Genomic DNA, 16,820 nt, shown 5'->3' with positions numbered 1-16,820 from the left:
GACGGCGGCTCCTCCTCCCCGACCGCTGCTGGCCGGAACGATGAGTCACGTGATCGAAGGGAAACCACCTAGGGACCGAGCGTCACGTCCATACGGGCGAAGCCGCGTGTCACCAGCTGGTCCCGGTAGGTGGGCGGGCCTGCGAGGGCCATGCGCGAAAAGCGTCGCAGGAGGACCGGCACGGCGATTTCGGCCTGCATTCTGGCGAAGGCGGCGCCCAGGCAGTAGTGCGGGCCCAGTCCGAAGGAGAGCGGCCGGTTGTCCTTCCGGGTGATGTCGAACGTCGCCGGATCGGTGAACCGGCGGGGGTCGCGGTTGGCGGCGGCCAGGACCAGCAGCGCCCTGCCGCCCGCGGCGACGCGGTGACCGTAGAAGTCGATGTCCGTCTCGGCGGCCCGCGTCAGGACGTGATTCGGCGGGTCGTACCGCAGGGTCTCGGTGAGGAAGGCGGAGGCGAGGGCGTCGTCGGTGGCCATCCTCCGGCCCTCGGCGGGATGCCGCAGGGCGAGCCGCACCGTGTTGCCGATCAGGTCGCTGGGGCTCTGCACTCCGGCGATCAGGAACATCACCAGGCTGGCGACGAGTTCCTCCTCGGTGAGCGCTCCGTCGGCATCCCGATCGCGCACCATCACGCTGACCAGGTCATCGCCCGGCCGACGCCGGCGTTCGCGGACGAGGTCGTCGAAATAGGCGACCAGTACGTCCATCCCCGCGTCGGCGGGCCGCAGCTCGTCGCGGTCGAAGACGGGCTCGAAGGCGGTCGTGGTCGCGGTGATGGCGGTGCGCAGCGCCATCTGGTCCGCCTCGGGGATGCCGAGCAGTTCCCCGGTGACGGAGATCGGGACGCGGGTGGCGAAGGACTCCACCAGGTCCAGCGGGCCGCCGCCGTCGAGGGTGGCGAGCCGGGCCGTCCACAACTCGGCCCATTTGGCGGCCAGTTGCCGCCGCTCGGCGACCTCGCGAGGCGCGTAGGCCCAGCCCGCGAACCGTCGCATGCGCTCGTGGTCGGGTGAGTTGCTGAACATCATGATCTTCGTGAAGCACTGCCACGAGGAGTGGTCGATCATGCCGGTCACCTGGTGCACGGCGGCATCGGTGACCAGGAAGCGGGAGTCGCGCAGCGCGGCGGCGATCTCGTCGTAGCCGAGTACGAGCGTTCCGGAGGGGCCCAGCGGGATCACCGGCCCGAGTTCCCACAGGGCGTCGTACAGGGGGTAGGGGTTGTGCTTCCCCGCTGGGGTGAACAGCTCCGAAAGGGCCTCGGCGGGTCCCATGACCGGCTCGGTCAGCTGGTGCTCGGTCGCTGTCACGGCGTCGCCTCCGTCTTCTGCTTCTTCGCTTCCCGGAAGTCGGTGTAGAACCCCGCCTCGGTGTCGTACAGGTGAAGGCCGCGCAGGATCCGCCACAGATTGCCGAGGCTCAGCCGCTCCTCCCGGACCATTCCCGGATGGGCTTCCTTCAGGGCGAGTTGGGCCTTGGGGAGGTTGTAGAACGGGATCGCCGGGGCCACGTGGTGCGCGGTGTGGGTGGAGATGTTGTGGGTCAGGAACGACAGCGCCCTCGGATACGCGTAGTCCGTGGTCAGGAGCAGCCTGCTGGCGTTGCGTGTCCAGTGCTGCGAGGTCAGGAAGGGGACGTCGCCCGCGCTGTGGTGCATGAGCGTGGTGGCGCTGAACCACAGGTGGGTCATCAGCCAGGGCAGGACGAAGTAGCACAGCAGGCCCCGTACGCCGGTGAACACCACGAGGGACGTCAGGCCCACGACGGCGACGGGCCCGGTGAAGGCGATGGACCGCCACACGTCGCGGCGCATCGACCGCTTGGGGAAGTAGCCCGGCCTGAACCCCGACACGAACCAGTACCGGACGGTGCCTCCCCAGAAGGCCCACGTGCGGGTGGACGCGTAGACGGCCTTGGCCAGGGGCGACAGCCGCTGGTAGGCGGCCGGGGGAAGGGGCCGCCAGTCGGTGTCGAGTTCCAGGCTGTTGGTATGCGAATGATGCAGATTGTGCACGTGCCGCCAGGAGTGGTACGGGTACAGCAGCGGGAGCAGCGCGAAGCTCCCGGCGGCGGTGTTCAGCCGTCGGGACCGGGAGAACGATCCGTGCCCGCAGTCGTGAGCGATGCAGTGCATGCCCCAGCCGCCGAGGCCCGCCACGAACCACAGCGGGATGTCGAGCAGCCAGGAGGGGGAGAACGCGACTCCGGCGATCGCCCCGGCGTAGAGGGCGAGGCTCACGGCGAGCCCGAGCACCCCGCGAGCCGTGCGCGGAGTGAAGTACTCACGCGGGATCGACCGCGTCAGGTGCTGCCCCTCCAGCGCGCGCGTCTTGTCCAGGAACTCCTCGAACCGCCGGTCCGGGCTGGTCGGCATGGTGCTCATGGCCACGGTGTCCTCGCTCTCAGCGGCTGCTCTCCTCGGCGAGCCGCCGGCCGAGATGGGCGGCCACGGCGTCGATGGACGAGTGCTCGTACAACAGGGCGGGCGAGAGGCGGAGTTCGACGAACTTCTCCAGCTTTCCGCACATCTGGATTCCGGTGCGGGAGTCGAGTCCGTAGTCCTCGAAGGACCGGGTCGTGTCGACCGTGGCGGGGTCGACGGACAGCTTGTTCACCATGTAGTCGACCATCCACGCACGGATGGCCTCCTCGGTGACCGGGCCGTCGGACGCGCGCTCGTTCTTGTTACGCCGAAACACGGTGAGCTCCTGTCGTTCTCTGTCGCTTCTGAGCGATGCGTGCGGCTGAGGGCTCGCGCAGGCTCCACACGATGTGCAGCCTGCCGAGGACGGTGAGAGCCCAGCCGCTGAGGTCGGGCTCCCACCACCGGGTGGCGTGGCGGTAGGACCCGGGAAAGGCGTGGTGGTTGTTCTGAAGGCCCTCGCCGAAGGTCAGGACGGCGACCCACCAGTTGTTGGTGCTCCGGTCCCCGTTGTCGAACGGCCTGCTGCCGAAGGCGTGGCAGAGGGATCCGACGCACCACGCGGCCTGATTGGCGACGAAGATCCGGGCGAGGCCGCCGAAGACGAGGCCGGAGAGGGCGGACCCGGCCGTGTGCCCGACGGCGAAGCCGATCGCGGCCGGGAGGACGAGTCCGGCCATCACCCACGCCGGGTAGAGGCGGTGGTGCAGGATCAGGCGCCGCTCACGCAGCATGTCCGGCGCGTACACGGACCACTTCGACGACTCCTCGCTGAGCATCCACGGCATGTGCGCGTACCACAGGCCGCGCATGCGGGCTTTGAAGCCCGTGCCGTGCAGGTTCGGCGAGTGCGGGTCGCCCTCGCGGTCGGCGAACTTGTGATGCCGCCGGTGGGTCGCCACCCAGAACAGCAGCGGGCCCTGCGCGGCCATGGAACCGGCGGCCATCAGGACGTCCTGGAACCACGGTGAGGTCTTGAACGCCTTGTGGGCGAGGTACCGGTGCAGCCCGATGGTGACCCCGCCCAGGTGCACGCAGTAGAACAGGCCGAACAAGACCACATCGGTCACCGTGAACCGCCCGGTCACCAGCAGGTACGCGGCCACGACGGTACCGATGAGCGGAAGGACCATGGTGGTCAGCGCGGAGAACCTCTTGATCCGCAGGCTTCTCGGGTCGAGCCGGACGATGCCCGCCGGGGCGCTGGGAGCCGACATGGTTCGGTGTTCCTCCTCTCAGGTTTCCCGGGCCGCGGTCGCCGCGGTCTCCCCGGTCGTACGTGCCGGATAGCGGACCTCGGACACCAGTCCCGCCCGGTCCAGGAGGCCGATGACCCCGCCGGTGATGTCGAGCTGCCAGAAGCGGTGCCGGTTGTGCGCCAGCGACGGCTGGGAGTGGTGGTTGTTGTGCCAGGACCCGCCCACGGAGACCGGCGCGAGCACGGCGAGGTTCTGACTGGAGTCCCGGGTCCGGTACGGGCGGCGGCCCAGCGTGTGTCCCAGCGAGTTGACCGTCCACGTCACATGGTCGAGGACGAACATGCGGGCGAACCCGCCCCACAGCAGCCCGCCGAGCGCGTCCGCCGGCCGGCCGGTCACCGCCCAGCCCACCACCGCCGGCAGGGCCAGCCCCAGGGCGATCCACCAGGCGTAATAGCGATCCACCGTGCAGACGTGGCGATTGCGCAGCAGGTCGGGGACGAACTTGGCCCAGCCCTCCCGCCGGACGGTGAACAGCCAGCCGACATGGCCGTGCCACAGACCGCGCAGGGCCGCCAGCCGTCCCTCGCCCCGCGGGCGCGGCGAGTGGGGATCGCCGTCCCGGTCGGCGAAGGCATGGTGCTTGCGGTGCACCGACACCCAGAACATGATCGGCCCCTGCGCCGCCATGCTCCCCGCGACGCCCCACAGGAACGTCAGCACCGGGCCCGCGGAGAACGAGCGGTGGGAGAAGAACCTGTGCAGCCCGCCCTCGACGCCCAGTGAGGTGACGAGGTACATGCCGAGGAACAGCGCGAAGTGCAGCCACGACCAGCCTCGGTGGACCGTGAAGACGATCGCGGCCGCGAAACCGGCCGTGGATCCGCCGACCGTGGCGCAGGCGAGCACGAGCGCGGAGCGGTCCCTCGGCGGCGCGGTACCGGCTTCGGCGTTCATGGCCCGGCTCCCCGGTCCCCGGCGAGATCGCAGGGCACGAGAGCGCTGCCCAGGGTGCCTTCCAGGTACGCCCCCCGCGCGGCCGCCCGGCGGATCTTCCCGCTGGTGGTCAGGGGGATGGTGCCGACCCGTACGAGGTGCGCGCCGGCCGGCCGGACACCGTGTTCGGCGGCGACCGCCGCCAGCAGACGGCCGCGTAAGGCGTCCAGCTCGACCGCGGTCCGACGGCTGTCGCGCACCTCGGCGACCACGACGATCTGTTCCTCGGACATGCCCCGGTACCCGAAGGCGACGGACCGGTGTACGGACGGGTGGGCACGGTCGACCGTGCGCTCGATGTCCTGCGGGTAGAGGTTCCGGCCCGCCACCACGAGCAGACCGCTCATCCGGCCGGTGACGAACAGCTCGCCGTCGCGCAGATAGCCGAGGTCACCGGTGCGCAGATACGTTCGCGGACCGGCTCGACCGGCGGGTATCGCTCCGAACGTCGAGCGGGTCAGATCGGGTTTGCGGTGGTACCCGGCGGCGACACCCGGCCCGTGCACCCAGATCTCCCCGATCTCGCCGTCGGCCAGCACCCGGCCGGAGTCCGGCTCTACGACCAGCACCTCATGGCCCTCCGGCGCGCCCCCGCAGCCGACAATGGGCACGCTGTCGCCCTCCGTGCCCACCACCCGGCCACGCGACAGCTCCTCCCGGTCCACCCACTCGACGCTGGGGGGGCGTCCCGGACGCCTTGGCCGTCACCAGCAGCGTGGCCTCGGCGAGCCCGTAACACGGGATCAGGCTCGTCCCCCGGTAGCCCCGGGGCGCGAACCGCTCCCGAAACGCGTTCAGGGTGTCGAGCACGATCGGCTCGGAACCGCAGAAGACGTGCCGGAGCGACGACAGGTCCACACCGGCCAGATCCTCCTCGTCCACCGCGTCCGCACACAGCTGGAAGGCGAAGTTCGGCGCGACGGTGATGGTCACCCGGTGTTCGGTGATCGCCCGGAGCCAGCGGGCGGGCTGCTGGACGAAGTGCTCCGGCGTCATCATCAGCAACGGCCAGCCGCCGTGCAGCGCCAGCATGATGGTCCCGATGAGCCCCATGTCGTGATACGGCGGTAGCCAGGTCAACCCGACGCGATCGTCCTCCGCGCCGATGTACCGGCCGATGGCGTGGCAGTTGCTCATCAGATTGGCGTGCGTCAGCTCCACGCCCTTCGGATCGCCCGTCGAGCCGGACGAGTACTGGATCAGCGCCGTGTCCATCGGCCGCACGGGACCGTCCGGCGCCGTCGAGGGAGGTTCGTCGTCCAGCGGAATCAGCCGCGGCACCCTGTCTCCACCGGCCGCCATCCCGGCGAATCGCCGCTCATGGCGGGAATCGGCCATGATCGCACCGGGCGCACAGTCCGCCACGATCGAACGCAGCCGGGTCAGGGCCCGCCGGTTGGTCGGCGGAAACGCCGGGACGGCCGTCGCACCGGCCTGGAGTATCCCCATCAGCCCCGCCACGAACCGCAGCCCGGGCCGACCGGCCAACACCACGCGATCACCGCTGTGTCCCCCGGACCTCAACCGCGCCGCCACCGCGTCGGAGTGCCGCTTCAGATCGCGATAGGTCCACGATTCAACGCGGTCACTCGTCCCGTCGGCCAGGAAGCGGAACGCTGTGCGGTGAGGCGTGAGGCGTGCCCTGACACCGAGGATGCCGGTGAGCGTCGCATCGGGCCGGGACAGGTACAGCGCGATCTGTGAGCATGCCTCCACCGAACCCCTCCCCGACCAGGCGCGGCGGTAGCGTAACCCTTCAACTCCCCTTTGACCACAGGGCAGATGGCCGACCGACTTGCCGATGGGTTCGCCGTGGCGGGCGGGGGCGGCGGGGCCGTCCGATCAGCACGGCCAGGTGCACCGCGAGCATCACCGCGGCGGTCACGGCGGCGCTGTGCCACAGCAGCGCGTCCATCCGGCCCGCCGAGAGGTACGCGCCCGCGGCCACCGCCGCCAGTGCGCACACCGCGCGGTCGATGATGCTCTCCACCGACAGCAGGGTGGCGCGCGGAGCGCCCGGCGGCACCGCGTCGTTCACCAGTTTGCGCTGGATCGGATACGCGAAGCCGGTGACCGCCGAGAACAGGCAGAGCAGCGCCACCGCCGCCATCGGCCCGCCGAGGGTGATCCCGGCCAGGGACACCGCCATCGCCAGGCTCAGAACGGACACGATCGTCAGCGGTCGCAGCTTGCGGCCCAGCCACTGCGGCCGGGCCGCGCCCACGGCCTCGGCCACCGTCACCGCCGCCAGCACACCGCCGTGCGAGGGCTCCGGGATGCCCTGGGCGAGCAGGATCGGCTGGAACAGGTTCACCTGGCAGATCCGGGAGAGCGTGAAGACCGCCACGCCCTGCACCATCACCAGGGCCAGCCACGGGGAGCCGCGCAGGTGGCGCAGCGCCCGCCCGGCCTCCCGCCACACCCCCGACCGGCGTGTCCCGGACTCGGCGCTTACCAGCCGGGGCAGGGCCATGGCGCAGGCCAGTGACGCCCCGGCGCTGACCGCGCTGAGGAGGTACGGGGTGGGCCGGGACAGCGCCATCAGGGGTCCCACCAGCGGCCAGCACATCACCTTCGCGGCCAGCCCGAGCGCCCGCGCGGTGCCCTCGGCGCGCAGATAGTGGTCGTCCGCGCCCTCCGCGCGCAGCGCGTCGTAGAGGTAGGCGCTGGCCGCCCCTGAGGTGAGGGAGCGGCCCGCGGCGATGGCGAGGAAGTGGACCAGGAAACCGGTGTAGTCGGGAGAGAGGACCGGTGCCAGGTTCGCCGCGGTCATCACCACGGCGCCCGCGCGCAGACAGTTGCGGGCGCCGATCCGGTCGGCCACCAGGCCGGTCGGGATCTCGAACAGGCAGAACGCGATGTAGTAGAGGGACTGGATGCCGAAGATCTGCGCGTCCGAGAGCCCGGCCTCCCGCTGGTAGGTGTAGAAGACCGGCATCCACCACAGCAGGTTGAACAGCAGCTGGAAACCGTTGTTGAGGGCGATGATCCGGCGGGCCCCGGCGGTGAGCGGGGTCCGTTCCTCCGCCGGGGAGCGGCGGAGGAACGGCACACGGCCCTTCACAGCGCGTACGGGCGGAGCTGGACCAGCTTGAAACCGCCCTCTTCGGTCATCAGCCACTCGATGTCCAGCGGGTCGTCCGGATCATCCGGGTCGTCCGCGAAGTGCGACTGGAGCAGCCGCCCGGTGAGCGCGAGATCCGCCAGCCGCGCCCGGGCCGGGGACGGCAGGTCCTCAGCCGAAGAACCGAGGTCCACGGTGCGGCCCCCGCCCTCCACGGTGTTGTAGAGGTACTGCAACGGCAGCGCTGTGCCGTCGACGACGCTCTCGGGCGAACCGGGCGTGCAGTTGATGTAGACGTTGCGGAAGTCCTCGCGCCGGGTGGGGTTGCAGGTGACCAGCACCCCGCCGAGCTCGGCCGGGGTGTACTCCTGCACGATGACGCCCATGTAGGTGTCGTCCAGGGAGATGCCCGCCTCGTGACGGAGCCGGACACTGCGCGGCGACACCAGCGAGGCCCACACCTGCCGTACGGCGTCCAGGAGTTCGTCCGTGCCGTGCACCGTGGTGATCGATTCGTAGACCCCGGCGGCGGAAAAGCCGGGCAGGTCCTCGGCGTTGGAGGAGGACCGCACCACCAGCCGCTTGCGGCACACCTGGTCCGCGAACGGGCCGGTGATCCGCGCGGCCACGTCCTCCGGCACCGGGGTGCCGCGCACCAGCTGCTGGAGGCTCAGGCACAGCGGGTCCAGCACATCGGTGGCTCCCAGCTCCAGCGCCATCTTCAGCTTGCCGATGCCCTGTTGCAGAGCGGGCGAGGAGGTCAGGAAGCGGTGCTGGAGGGCGAACGGCAGCGCCACGCCGTCGGGCGCGGTGACGGTGTCCGCCACGAACTCCGAGGCCGCCCGGCGCAGCGCCTCTGGGTCGGCGGACGCGGTCAGCCGGGGGGCGAGATGGCCGTACAGATCCTTCCGGGGCGGCCGGGCGCGGCCGTAGAAGGCGGTGAGATCGGCGGTGCGGCTGTCCAGCACATGGTGGAGTTCACCGAGGTTGGCGGCCTTGGTGCCGTAGCGGTCGCGGTCCTCGCGGCGCAGCCGGCGCAGTTCCAGGACGGGGACGTCCTCCAGCAGCGGCGGCTCCAGCCGGATCCGCTGCTGGTGCCAGGCGGGCTCGTCCAGCTCCGGGGCCTCGGGCAGCCGGACCAGGCTCACCCCGTCGTCCTGGACCCGGTAGGACACCCACGCCCCGTCCAGCTCCTCCGACTCCACCAGCCGGGCCATGTCGCGCACGATGGCGTTCGGGATGCCCCAGCCGGAGGCCAGCACATTGGTGTGGGACAGCGGGGTGATGGGGGCGGCGTTGATGAATCCGGCCACCCGTGGCACATCGTCGGGCAGACGGTCCATGGCCACGATGTCCGACCAGCCGAGGCCCGCGGCGTGCGCGCGGTACTCCTCGGGCGAGGCGAACCAGCGCAGCCGGCCGATGGCCTCCCCGGTGTTCAGCGGGGTGCGGGGGCGGCTGACGAACAGCTCGTGGCTGAGGATGCGCGGCAGTGTTACGTCGCTCACGGGGGCGAGTGCCGCCTCCTGGCCGTGGTTGGCAGGCTTCAGCAGCAACGGCAGCCGCCCGTCGACCCGCTCCCGGACGAAGTCGTAGAACTCCTGGAGCAGGGGGCCGTCCATGGTGTCGGCCTCGGTGGTCTCCAGCACCAGGAACGGCCGGTCCCTGCCCTCGGCGTCCTCGTCGGCGTGCAGCGACAGCACACCGAGCAGGAAGCGGCGGCCGGGGTCGGTGTACACCGAGGCGTTGAACGCGTCGAGCCCGGCGTCGAGTTCGTCCAGCCCCATCCCGAGGATGCGGGTGGCCACATAGTTGACGTGGAAGGGGTGGACGGCGGTGTCCAGCAGATGCCAGGTGTGCTCGGTGCGGTCGACCACCACCTTCAGATACGGGTGTCCGGCCAGCACTCCGGACAGCGACCGGAACAGCGGCAGCGACAGGTTCTCGCCGACCACGGTGGCATCGGCGCCGGGCGCGGTGGCCGGGCCCGGAAACGCGCTGATGGTCATCACGGCCTCCCGGTGGCGGGGACGGGCGGCAGGGCGGTGGGCAGGGCGTCGTTGAGCCTCTCGAAGTCACGTATCACCGTGACCGGATCGTCGGCCGTCAGCAGACACAGCGCCGCCATGGTGTTCGCGCCCGCCGCCGGGTCGTAGACCGGCACCGGGGTGCCGTCCGGCAGCGAGTGCTCGGCCACCTTCGTCAGCCGCGCCCCGGTGGAGATCAGTCCGGAGCGCTGGACGGCGTCGAAGTCCCACAGCCGCCGGTCCGGCCACGGCGCGCCGGAGCCGTCCACGGCCAGCACCACCAGCGAGCCGGCCGCGCCCTTGGCGTCCGCTGCGCCCAGCACCGAACCGGGCCCCGGATCGGGCCAGTCGACCTCGCGGCCGAGCAGCCGGTCGATGAGCATGCCGATGACGTCCACCCCGAAGACCTCCTCGATCTGGGGGACGGTCATCGCGCCACCGAACCGGGCGGCGGTCTCGATGACCCACATCCGTCCGTCGGCGCCCAGCTTGATCTCGGTGTGGGTGCCGCAGGTGCGCAGGCCGAGCGCGTCCACGGCGGCCGTCGCCAGCTCCACCACCTTGCGCTGGGCGTCCTCGGGGAGCAGGGCGGGGGTGATCCCGGCGCGCTCGGTGAACGGCTCGACGGTGGGCATCCGCCCGCTCAGGCACACCGGGTGATGGACGCCGTCGGCCACGACGCCCTCGACGCTCACGTAGTCGCCCCAGCCCGGCTCCTCGAACCAGCCCCCGGCCGTGCCCGTCACGATCTCCTCGACGAGGAAGTCCGCGTCGGCCCCGGCCACATGGAGCTCGGCGTAGCCCTGGCGGGCGGAGTCCTCCATCACCTCACGGGCCCGGGCCCAGGCGGGCGCGATGTCCTCCGGGCCGCGCAGGATCTGATGGGCGGTGGACCCGGCGCTCCAGGCCGCCTTCATCAGCATCGGGTACGGCAGCTCGGCCGCGGCCTCGTGCAGATCGCGCTCGGTGGCCACGGAGCGGAACCGTGGCTGGGACACCCCGTGCGCGTCCCAGGTGCGGCGCATCATCCGCTTGTCCCGGGCCAGCACGCAGTGCGCTCCGGCCCCGGCGAGACCCAGCCGCTCACAGGCGTCGGCCACCGCCACCACGGCGTACTCGGACGGGGTGAACACCGCGTCGGCGCCGACGGCCTGTGCCCGGGCCGTGATGAGCGCGACGAGGTCCTGGGACGCGGTGTCCACGGGGGCGACCACCGAGGCGCACAGCCGGTCGACCGCCTCGTGGGCGGAGGGCGGAAGGGGACTGAGCACGAGCAGATGCGCTTCGGCCTTCGCGGCGACCCGGGACAGCGCGTATTCCAGCGGCGGCCCGCCCTTGGCGTAGACAAACAGCACCTTACTCACAGACAACGACTCCTCGGTTCAGAGTTTCTCGATGGCTCAGCGAAAACCGGTGGGCTGGCACGTCCGCCGCGATCCGGGCCCGTCAAGCGAAGCAGTCGGGCATGACGCGTACCCCCGGGATCGGGGGTGGGCGCTCAGGCAAATGCCTGAGTGTCACGAGAGGTTCACGGTGAGCGAGGCCACCGGGCATGGGTTTCAGCCCTTTTCAGCCCCTTTTGCGTTCCGGCTGGTTACGGCGCATGTGAGCGCGGGGCCTGGGCATTCCTTCGCCATGCCTTCGGCGGTACGTGCCCGGGGGCCGGACCGGAAAGGCGGCTGGTGTCCGATATGGGCCTGAGTACGCTGCTCGAGCGCATGCCCGTGTCCTGGTGGGAAGCCGATGAGGGGCTGCGCATCGTCAACTGCGGCGGGGGCGCCTTCCACGACCCCGGCATCGCACAGCGGTTCGTCGACAGTCTCGGCGGCACGGCCGGCGCCGCGCGGGAAGGGGTGGCCGCCGAGGGGCGGGAGTCGGGGATCGACCGCCGCCAGGTCCGGTTCGGCGGGCGGCTGTTCGACGTCACCTGCTGTCCCGGCCGACTGGCCGGTGACGGCCGGGGCGGGACCAGCGGGCTCGCGGTGGACATCAGCGCCCTGGAGCTCGGACGCCACGGCTACGCCGCGTTCACCGACTTCGCCGCCTTCGCGCCCGCCGCGGCGTTCATCCGCGACGCCCACGGCCGCTACCTGTGGGCCAACCACGCCTACGCCCATCTGTACGGCACCACCCCCGACGCCGTGATCGGCAGCAGCGTCACCGATGTCGACGCCCCCGAGGACGTGGCGGCCTTCCAGACCCTGGACCGGCAGGTGCTCGGCTCGGGCAAACCGGTGCGGCACACCATCGGCTACCACCGCCCCGACGGCTCACCCGGGCGCGCGGTCGGCCACCGCTTCCCGGTGGCCGAGGGTGGCCGGACCTGTGTGGCCGGGATCTACATCGACATCACCGACTACACCCTCGCCCTGAGCCAGCGGCGCGCCGCCGAGGAGGACCTCCAGGCGCTCAGCGAACACAGCGGCCTGCCCTGCGCCCTGCTCTCGCCGGGCGGCCGGATCCGCCGGGTCAGCCCCTCGGCCACGGAACTGCTCCGGGTCCAGGTGTCCGATCTGCTCGGCGCCCCCGCCCACCGCTATCTGGCTCCCGCCGACGATCTGGCCGGACTGCGCCACGCCTGGCGGGATCTGGTGAACCGGCGACGGCGCCGGTTCCAGACCTCCGCGGTCTTCCTCGACGCCCGGGGCGACGAGTGGCGGGCCCGGGTGCTGCTCACCGCCGTCAGCAACGGTTCACGGCGGGCCCGCGGCGTCTGGGCGGTACTGCCCCACCACACCCTGCCGCACCCGCCGCTGCCACCGCTCACCGCGGCGCAGTTGCGCATCCTCACCCTGCTGTCCGCCGGGCACGGCAACAACGAGATCGCCGCCTCGCTCCGGCTCTCCCGGCAGACCCTGGACTACCACCTCGGCCGGCTGCGGGAGTTGCTGGCGGCACCCACCCGGCTGGCGCTGGTCAGCCGGGCGTACGTACTGGGCATCCTCGATCCGCAGGCGTGGCCGCCGCGCTCGGCCATCGGCTGCCCGCCCCGCCTCCGGCAGGAATGACGGCCCCGCACTCACATGACGGCCCCGCGCTCAGAGGTCGCGCACCGCGTCGGTGAGCGCTTCGTCCAGGATCGCGACCCCGCGGGATATCTCGTCGTCGGTCGCGGTCAGCGGGGGCGCAATGCGGAAGGTGCCTCCCATGCCGGGCAGCTGGACGATGTTCATGTGCAGGCCGAGTTCGAAGCAGCGGCGGGTGACGGCCGCGCCGAGGCGGTCGGCGCCGCCGGTGCCCAGGACCTGGTCACCGGCGAGTTCGACGCCCAGCAGCAGGCCGCGGCCCCGGACGTCCCCGACGGCGTCGTGGCGGGCGGCGAGGGCGTCGAGGCCACCGCGCAAGGTCTTGCCGAGTCGCTGTGCGCGCTCGTCGAGGCGGTCGCGGACGAGGACATCGAGAACGGTGTTGCCGACGGCGGCGGGCAGCGGGTCGCTGACGTGCGTGGTGAAGAACAGGAACCCCCGGTCGTGCGCCTGCTGCTCGATCTCCGGGCTGGTCAGCACGGCGGACAACGGCAGTCCCGCGCCGAGGGTCTTGGAGAGGGTGAGGATGTCCGGGACGACGCCGTCGTGTTCGAAGGCGTACCAGTCGCCGGTGCGGCACAGCCCGGTCTGTGCCTCGTCGAGGATCAGCAGCATGTCCCGCTCCCGGCACTTCTCCGCCAGGGCGGCGAGGTAGCCCGGCGGGAGTTCGACGACGCCGCCGGAGCTGAGGATCGGTTCGACCAGGCAGGCGGCGAGGCTGCCGACCGACTGGGCATCGATCAGGTCGAAGCCCAGATCGAGCTGGCGGCGCCAGTCCAGCGAGCCGTCGGCGCCGGTGATGTCGGGGTGGAAGCGGTCCGGGACCGGCAGGGCGAAGTTGCCGGGCGCGGCGGGCCCGTAGCCCTTGCGCCCGGCGCTGTACGTGGCGTTCGCCGCGGCCTGGGTCATGCCGTGCCAGGACCGGGCGAACGAGACGATCTCGTGGCGGCCGGTGACGAGTTTGGCCATCCGCACCGCGGCCTCGTTCGCCTCCGCCCCGGTGGTCAGGAGCAGTGCCTTCTCCAAGGGGGCGGGCAGGGTCCCGGCGAGCCGTCGGGCGAGATCGACGACCGGGCGGCTGAGCATGCCGCTGTGGAGGTGGTCGAGGTGGGCGATCTGCTCGCGCACCGTCGCGACGATCTCGGGATGGGAGTGCCCGAGGATCGCGCTCATCTGGCCGGAGGTGAAGTCGAGCAGTTCGCGACCGCTCTCGGTGAACACCGAGGTGCCCGCGGCGCGGTCGATGACCTCCGGGGTGAACGCCGCGCGGCCGGAATAGCGGATGAGGTGGCGCTCCACGGCGCCGATGGCTGTCTCGGGAGGCATGTCCCCGACCTTAGGGACGCATCGCTGCGCACGTCCATCGCACAGTTCCGACCCTCCTGTTCGGCCGAACCGTACAATCGGCCGCGTGCTCAACTCGGGGCGGTTGCGCCTGCTCAGCCTGCTGGAGACCCTGGGCACCGTCCGCGCGGTCGCCGAGGCGCTGCACCTGAGCGCGTCGACGGTGTCCCAGCAACTGGCGGTGCTCGAAACCGAGACCCGGTGCCGGCTGCTGGAGCGGACCGGGCGGAAGGTGCGGCTGACGCCCGCCGGTCTGCTGCTGGCCCGGCGGGGCCGGGAGATCCTGGACCGAATGGCCGAGGCCGAGGCCGAGTTGCACGCCCTGAACGACGGACGTCGAGATCATTCCGCTGGGCACCGATCCGATCGTGCTGGTGCTGCCGCGCGACCACCCGCTCGCCCGCGCCCGCGGCACGACGGTGAACCTCGCGAGCTGCGCGGAGGAGACGTGGGCGTGTGACCAGCCGCAGTCGTACATGGCGGAGCTGACCGCGCGGCTGTGCCGCGAGTCGGGCTTCGAGCCCCGGGTGGCATGCCGGTTCAGCAACTATCTGATGCTGCTGCGGCACGTCGAGTCGTGCCGGTCGATCACCCTGCTGCCCGCCCTGGCCGTCACCCCGGAGCACGCCGTGGCCACCCGTCGGCTCAGCACACCGGTACACCGCAACGTCACCGTCGTGGTGCGGCGCGGCACGACGCAGCGTGCCGCGGTGAACGCGGTCGTCGCGGCGCTGCGCGACCACCCCGAGATCCCGGCTCTTTCCGCGCCGGACGAGCGCCCCGCTTTCTGAAAGTGTCCACGCGCCGGCCCGCGTCCGCCTCGCGGGCGGCGTAGAGGGTGAGCTGCCGGGCGGCCGTGAGCGATGTCGCCATGTCGGCGAGGTAGTTGCCGATGGACTGGTGTTTCCAGATCGGCTTGCCGAAACGACTCGCGTTCCCGCGCGTAGGCGAGCGCGTCCTCCAGCGCGCCGCCCGGCCGACACCGAGCGCACGGGCAGCGACCTGGAGGCGGCCGGTCTCCAGGCCCTTCATCATCTGGGCGAACCCCTCGCCCTCGACGCCGCCGAGCACCGCGTCCACCGGCGCGCGGTGGTTCTCGAAGGACAGCTCGCAGCTCTCCACGCCCTCGTACCCCAGCTTGGGCAGATCGCGGGAGACGGTAAGACCTGGTCCGTGCTCGACCAGCAGGATGGAGATGCCCCGGTGCGCGGGGGACGCCTGCGGGTCCGTCTTGCACAGCAGGGCGATCAGCTCCGAGCGGCGGGAGTTGGTGATCCAGGTCTTCGTACCGTTGACCACATACCCTTCGTCGTCCTTGCGGGCGACGGTGCGCATGGCCTGGAGGCCGGAGCCGCCGCCCGGCTCGGTCAGGGCCATGGCCCCGGCGAGGCTCATCCAGCCACGGGCCAGTTCCTCGGCGACGAGGACGTAGCAGGGAGTCGACACCGGTGCGCCGCCGTACTCCTCCGGGACGGCCAGGCCGAAGATCCCGAGGTCCTTCATCTGCCCGATCAGCGCCTCGGGGTAGGTGTCGGTGTGCTCCAGCTCCCGTACGACCGGCCTGACGTCCGTGCGGACGATTGCCTGTTCGTCCTCCGACAGGATGTCGAGAGTGCTCATGGTTGGTCTCCTGCGGTCTCGTATCCGTCAGACGTGAGTGACCCGGCCTGCAGTAACATCATGCGCAGTCATGGACAGCTACACTAAATAACAATCGGTGATGTCGCCATGCGGGAAGGGGATGGCGATGGAGGGAAAGCCCCGATGGACGTCAAGCAGCTGAAGGCGCTCATCACGGTCGCCGAGGTGGGCAGCGTGACGCGCGCCGCGGAGCTGCTGCACCTGGTGCAGCCCGCCGTCACCCGGCAGATCCGCACCCTGGAGGAGGAGCTGGGAGTCCCCCTCTTCCAGCGCACCCGGCAGGGCATGCGGCCCACCGAGGCGGGCGAGATCATGGTCGACCGGGCGCGCCGGGCCCTGAACGAACTGGAGCGGGCCCGCGCCGAGGTGCGGCCCAGCCCCGGAGAGGTGACCGGCATCGTCACCCTCGGCCTGCTGGAGAGCACGCTGGACCTGCTCGCCGAACCGCTGGTGTCGGCCGTCGGCCAGGCCCATCCGGGCGTGGAGCTGCGTCTGATGACCGGCTACTCCGGCCATCTCCAGCAGTGGCTCGACGACGGCGACCTGGACCTGTCCTTGCTGTACAACCTGGACAGCACGCCGTCGCTCAACACCCGCCCGCTGGTGCGGGAGCGCCTGTGGGCGGTGGCCCCGGTGTCCGCCGGGCTGCGCTCCGACCGTCCGGTGGCGTTCGCGGAGGTGGCGGCGCACCCGTTGGTGATGCCCGCCTCCGGCCACGCCCTGCGCGCCCTGATCGACTCCGCGGCCTCCCGGTCCGGGAAGGCGATGGACATCAGGGTGCAGACCAACTCCATGCGCGTGCAGAAACAGCTCGTTCTGGCCGGACACGGCTGGACCATCCTGCCCGGCCTCGGCATCGCCGACGACATCAGGGACGGCACCCTCAGCGCCGCCCCTCTGTCCGAGCCCGACGTATGGCGGTCGATCGTCCTGGCGACACCGCGCTACGGACGCGTACCGCCGGCCGTCGAGTCCGTCGCCCACGAACTGGTCCGCCGGATCGACGCGGCCGTTTCGCAGGGGCGGTGGCCGTCCGCCCAGGTGCACGCACGTGACGAACCGAACATGGACGGGCCGGACCACACGACCCCCTGACCGCGA

At 71.3% G+C, this 16,820-nt stretch carries 14 protein-coding genes and 1 pseudogene; 3 read left to right on the top strand and 12 right to left on the bottom strand.

Annotation, left to right across the window (positions count from 1 at the left end; genetic code table 11):
• Positions 1-68 precede the first annotated feature (68 nt).
• The 10 genes from ACH4TL_RS31690 to ACH4TL_RS31645 are packed head-to-tail and all read right to left on the bottom strand — an operon-like array spanning position 69 to position 11,072.
• A complete protein-coding gene (locus tag ACH4TL_RS31690; RefSeq protein ID WP_398325538.1) occupies positions 69-1,310 on the bottom strand; it encodes a cytochrome P450 in 1,242 nt (413 codons plus the stop codon).
• Complete coding sequence (locus tag ACH4TL_RS31685; protein WP_398325535.1) at positions 1,307-2,383, bottom strand: fatty acid desaturase; 1,077 nt, start codon at positions 2,381-2,383, stop codon at positions 1,307-1,309. The genes ACH4TL_RS31690 and ACH4TL_RS31685 overlap by 4 nt, the downstream gene beginning before the upstream one ends.
• A 19-nt stretch (positions 2,384-2,402) precedes the next feature.
• Entirely contained in the window at positions 2,403-2,699 is a 297-nt protein-coding gene (locus tag ACH4TL_RS31680; protein WP_398325532.1) for an acyl carrier protein, read from the bottom strand.
• Complete coding sequence (locus ACH4TL_RS31675; protein WP_398325528.1) at positions 2,686-3,639, bottom strand: acyl-CoA desaturase; 954 nt, start codon at positions 3,637-3,639, stop codon at positions 2,686-2,688. Before ACH4TL_RS31675 ends, ACH4TL_RS31680 begins: the two co-directional genes overlap by 14 nt.
• An 18-nt stretch (positions 3,640-3,657) precedes the next feature.
• Positions 3,658-4,578 carry an acyl-CoA desaturase gene (locus tag ACH4TL_RS31670; protein ID WP_398325525.1) on the bottom strand — a complete coding sequence of 307 codons (921 nt, stop codon included), beginning with the start codon at positions 4,576-4,578 and terminating at the stop codon, positions 3,658-3,660.
• Positions 4,575-5,228, bottom strand: a complete 654-nt coding sequence (locus ACH4TL_RS31665) for a hypothetical protein (RefSeq protein WP_398325522.1) — start codon at positions 5,226-5,228, stop codon at positions 4,575-4,577. Before ACH4TL_RS31665 ends, ACH4TL_RS31670 begins: the two co-directional genes overlap by 4 nt.
• Positions 5,188-6,333 (bottom strand): AMP-binding protein, encoded by a 1,146-nt coding sequence (locus ACH4TL_RS31660; RefSeq protein WP_398325519.1) that lies wholly within the window; start codon positions 6,331-6,333, stop codon positions 5,188-5,190. The genes ACH4TL_RS31665 and ACH4TL_RS31660 overlap by 41 nt, the downstream gene beginning before the upstream one ends.
• Before the next feature lie 40 nt (positions 6,334-6,373).
• A complete protein-coding gene (locus ACH4TL_RS31655; RefSeq protein ID WP_398425391.1) occupies positions 6,374-7,669 on the bottom strand; it encodes an MFS transporter in 1,296 nt (431 codons plus the stop codon).
• 8 nt (positions 7,670-7,677) lie between these two features.
• Positions 7,678-9,690, bottom strand: coding sequence for a PEP/pyruvate-binding domain-containing protein (locus ACH4TL_RS31650; protein ID WP_398325513.1), 2,013 nt, complete (start codon positions 9,688-9,690; stop codon positions 7,678-7,680).
• Entirely contained in the window at positions 9,690-11,072 is a 1,383-nt protein-coding gene (locus tag ACH4TL_RS31645; RefSeq protein WP_398325510.1) for an acetyl-CoA carboxylase biotin carboxylase subunit family protein, read from the bottom strand. Before ACH4TL_RS31645 ends, ACH4TL_RS31650 begins: the two co-directional genes overlap by 1 nt.
• Before the next feature lie 354 nt (positions 11,073-11,426).
• On the opposite strand from ACH4TL_RS31645, the gene ACH4TL_RS31640 reads away from it, so the two are divergent.
• Positions 11,427-12,716, top strand: a complete 1,290-nt coding sequence (locus ACH4TL_RS31640) for a PAS domain-containing protein (RefSeq protein WP_398325507.1) — start codon at positions 11,427-11,429, stop codon at positions 12,714-12,716.
• Between the two features lie 30 nt (positions 12,717-12,746).
• On the opposite strand, the gene ACH4TL_RS31635 is transcribed toward ACH4TL_RS31640, so the two are convergent.
• On the bottom strand, positions 12,747-14,060 hold the full coding sequence (locus ACH4TL_RS31635) for an aspartate aminotransferase family protein (RefSeq protein WP_398325504.1): 1,314 nt from the start codon (positions 14,058-14,060) through the stop codon (positions 12,747-12,749).
• Between the two features lie 85 nt (positions 14,061-14,145).
• Between ACH4TL_RS31635 and ACH4TL_RS31630 the strand changes: the two are divergent.
• Positions 14,146-14,848: pseudogene (locus ACH4TL_RS31630) on the top strand (LysR substrate-binding domain-containing protein); the annotation flags it as partial.
• Here the strand turns inward: ACH4TL_RS31630 and ACH4TL_RS31625 are convergent.
• Entirely contained in the window at positions 14,748-15,698 is a 951-nt protein-coding gene (locus tag ACH4TL_RS31625) for an acyl-CoA dehydrogenase family protein (protein WP_398325501.1), read from the bottom strand. The pseudogene ACH4TL_RS31630 and the gene ACH4TL_RS31625 overlap by 101 nt on opposite strands.
• Before the next feature lie 144 nt (positions 15,699-15,842).
• Here ACH4TL_RS31625 and ACH4TL_RS31620 point away from each other — a divergent pair, with 144 nt between their 5' ends.
• A complete protein-coding gene (locus tag ACH4TL_RS31620) occupies positions 15,843-16,814 on the top strand; it encodes a LysR family transcriptional regulator (RefSeq protein ID WP_398425389.1) in 972 nt (323 codons plus the stop codon).
• Positions 16,815-16,820: the final 6 nt, after the last annotated feature.

This window comes from Streptomyces sp. NPDC021115 (genome assembly GCF_044333065.1).
GTDB lineage: Bacteria > Actinomycetota > Actinomycetes > Streptomycetales > Streptomycetaceae > Streptomyces.
The sequence above is the reverse complement of the archived record's forward strand: the minus strand, read 5'-3'. Positions and strand labels throughout refer to the sequence as shown.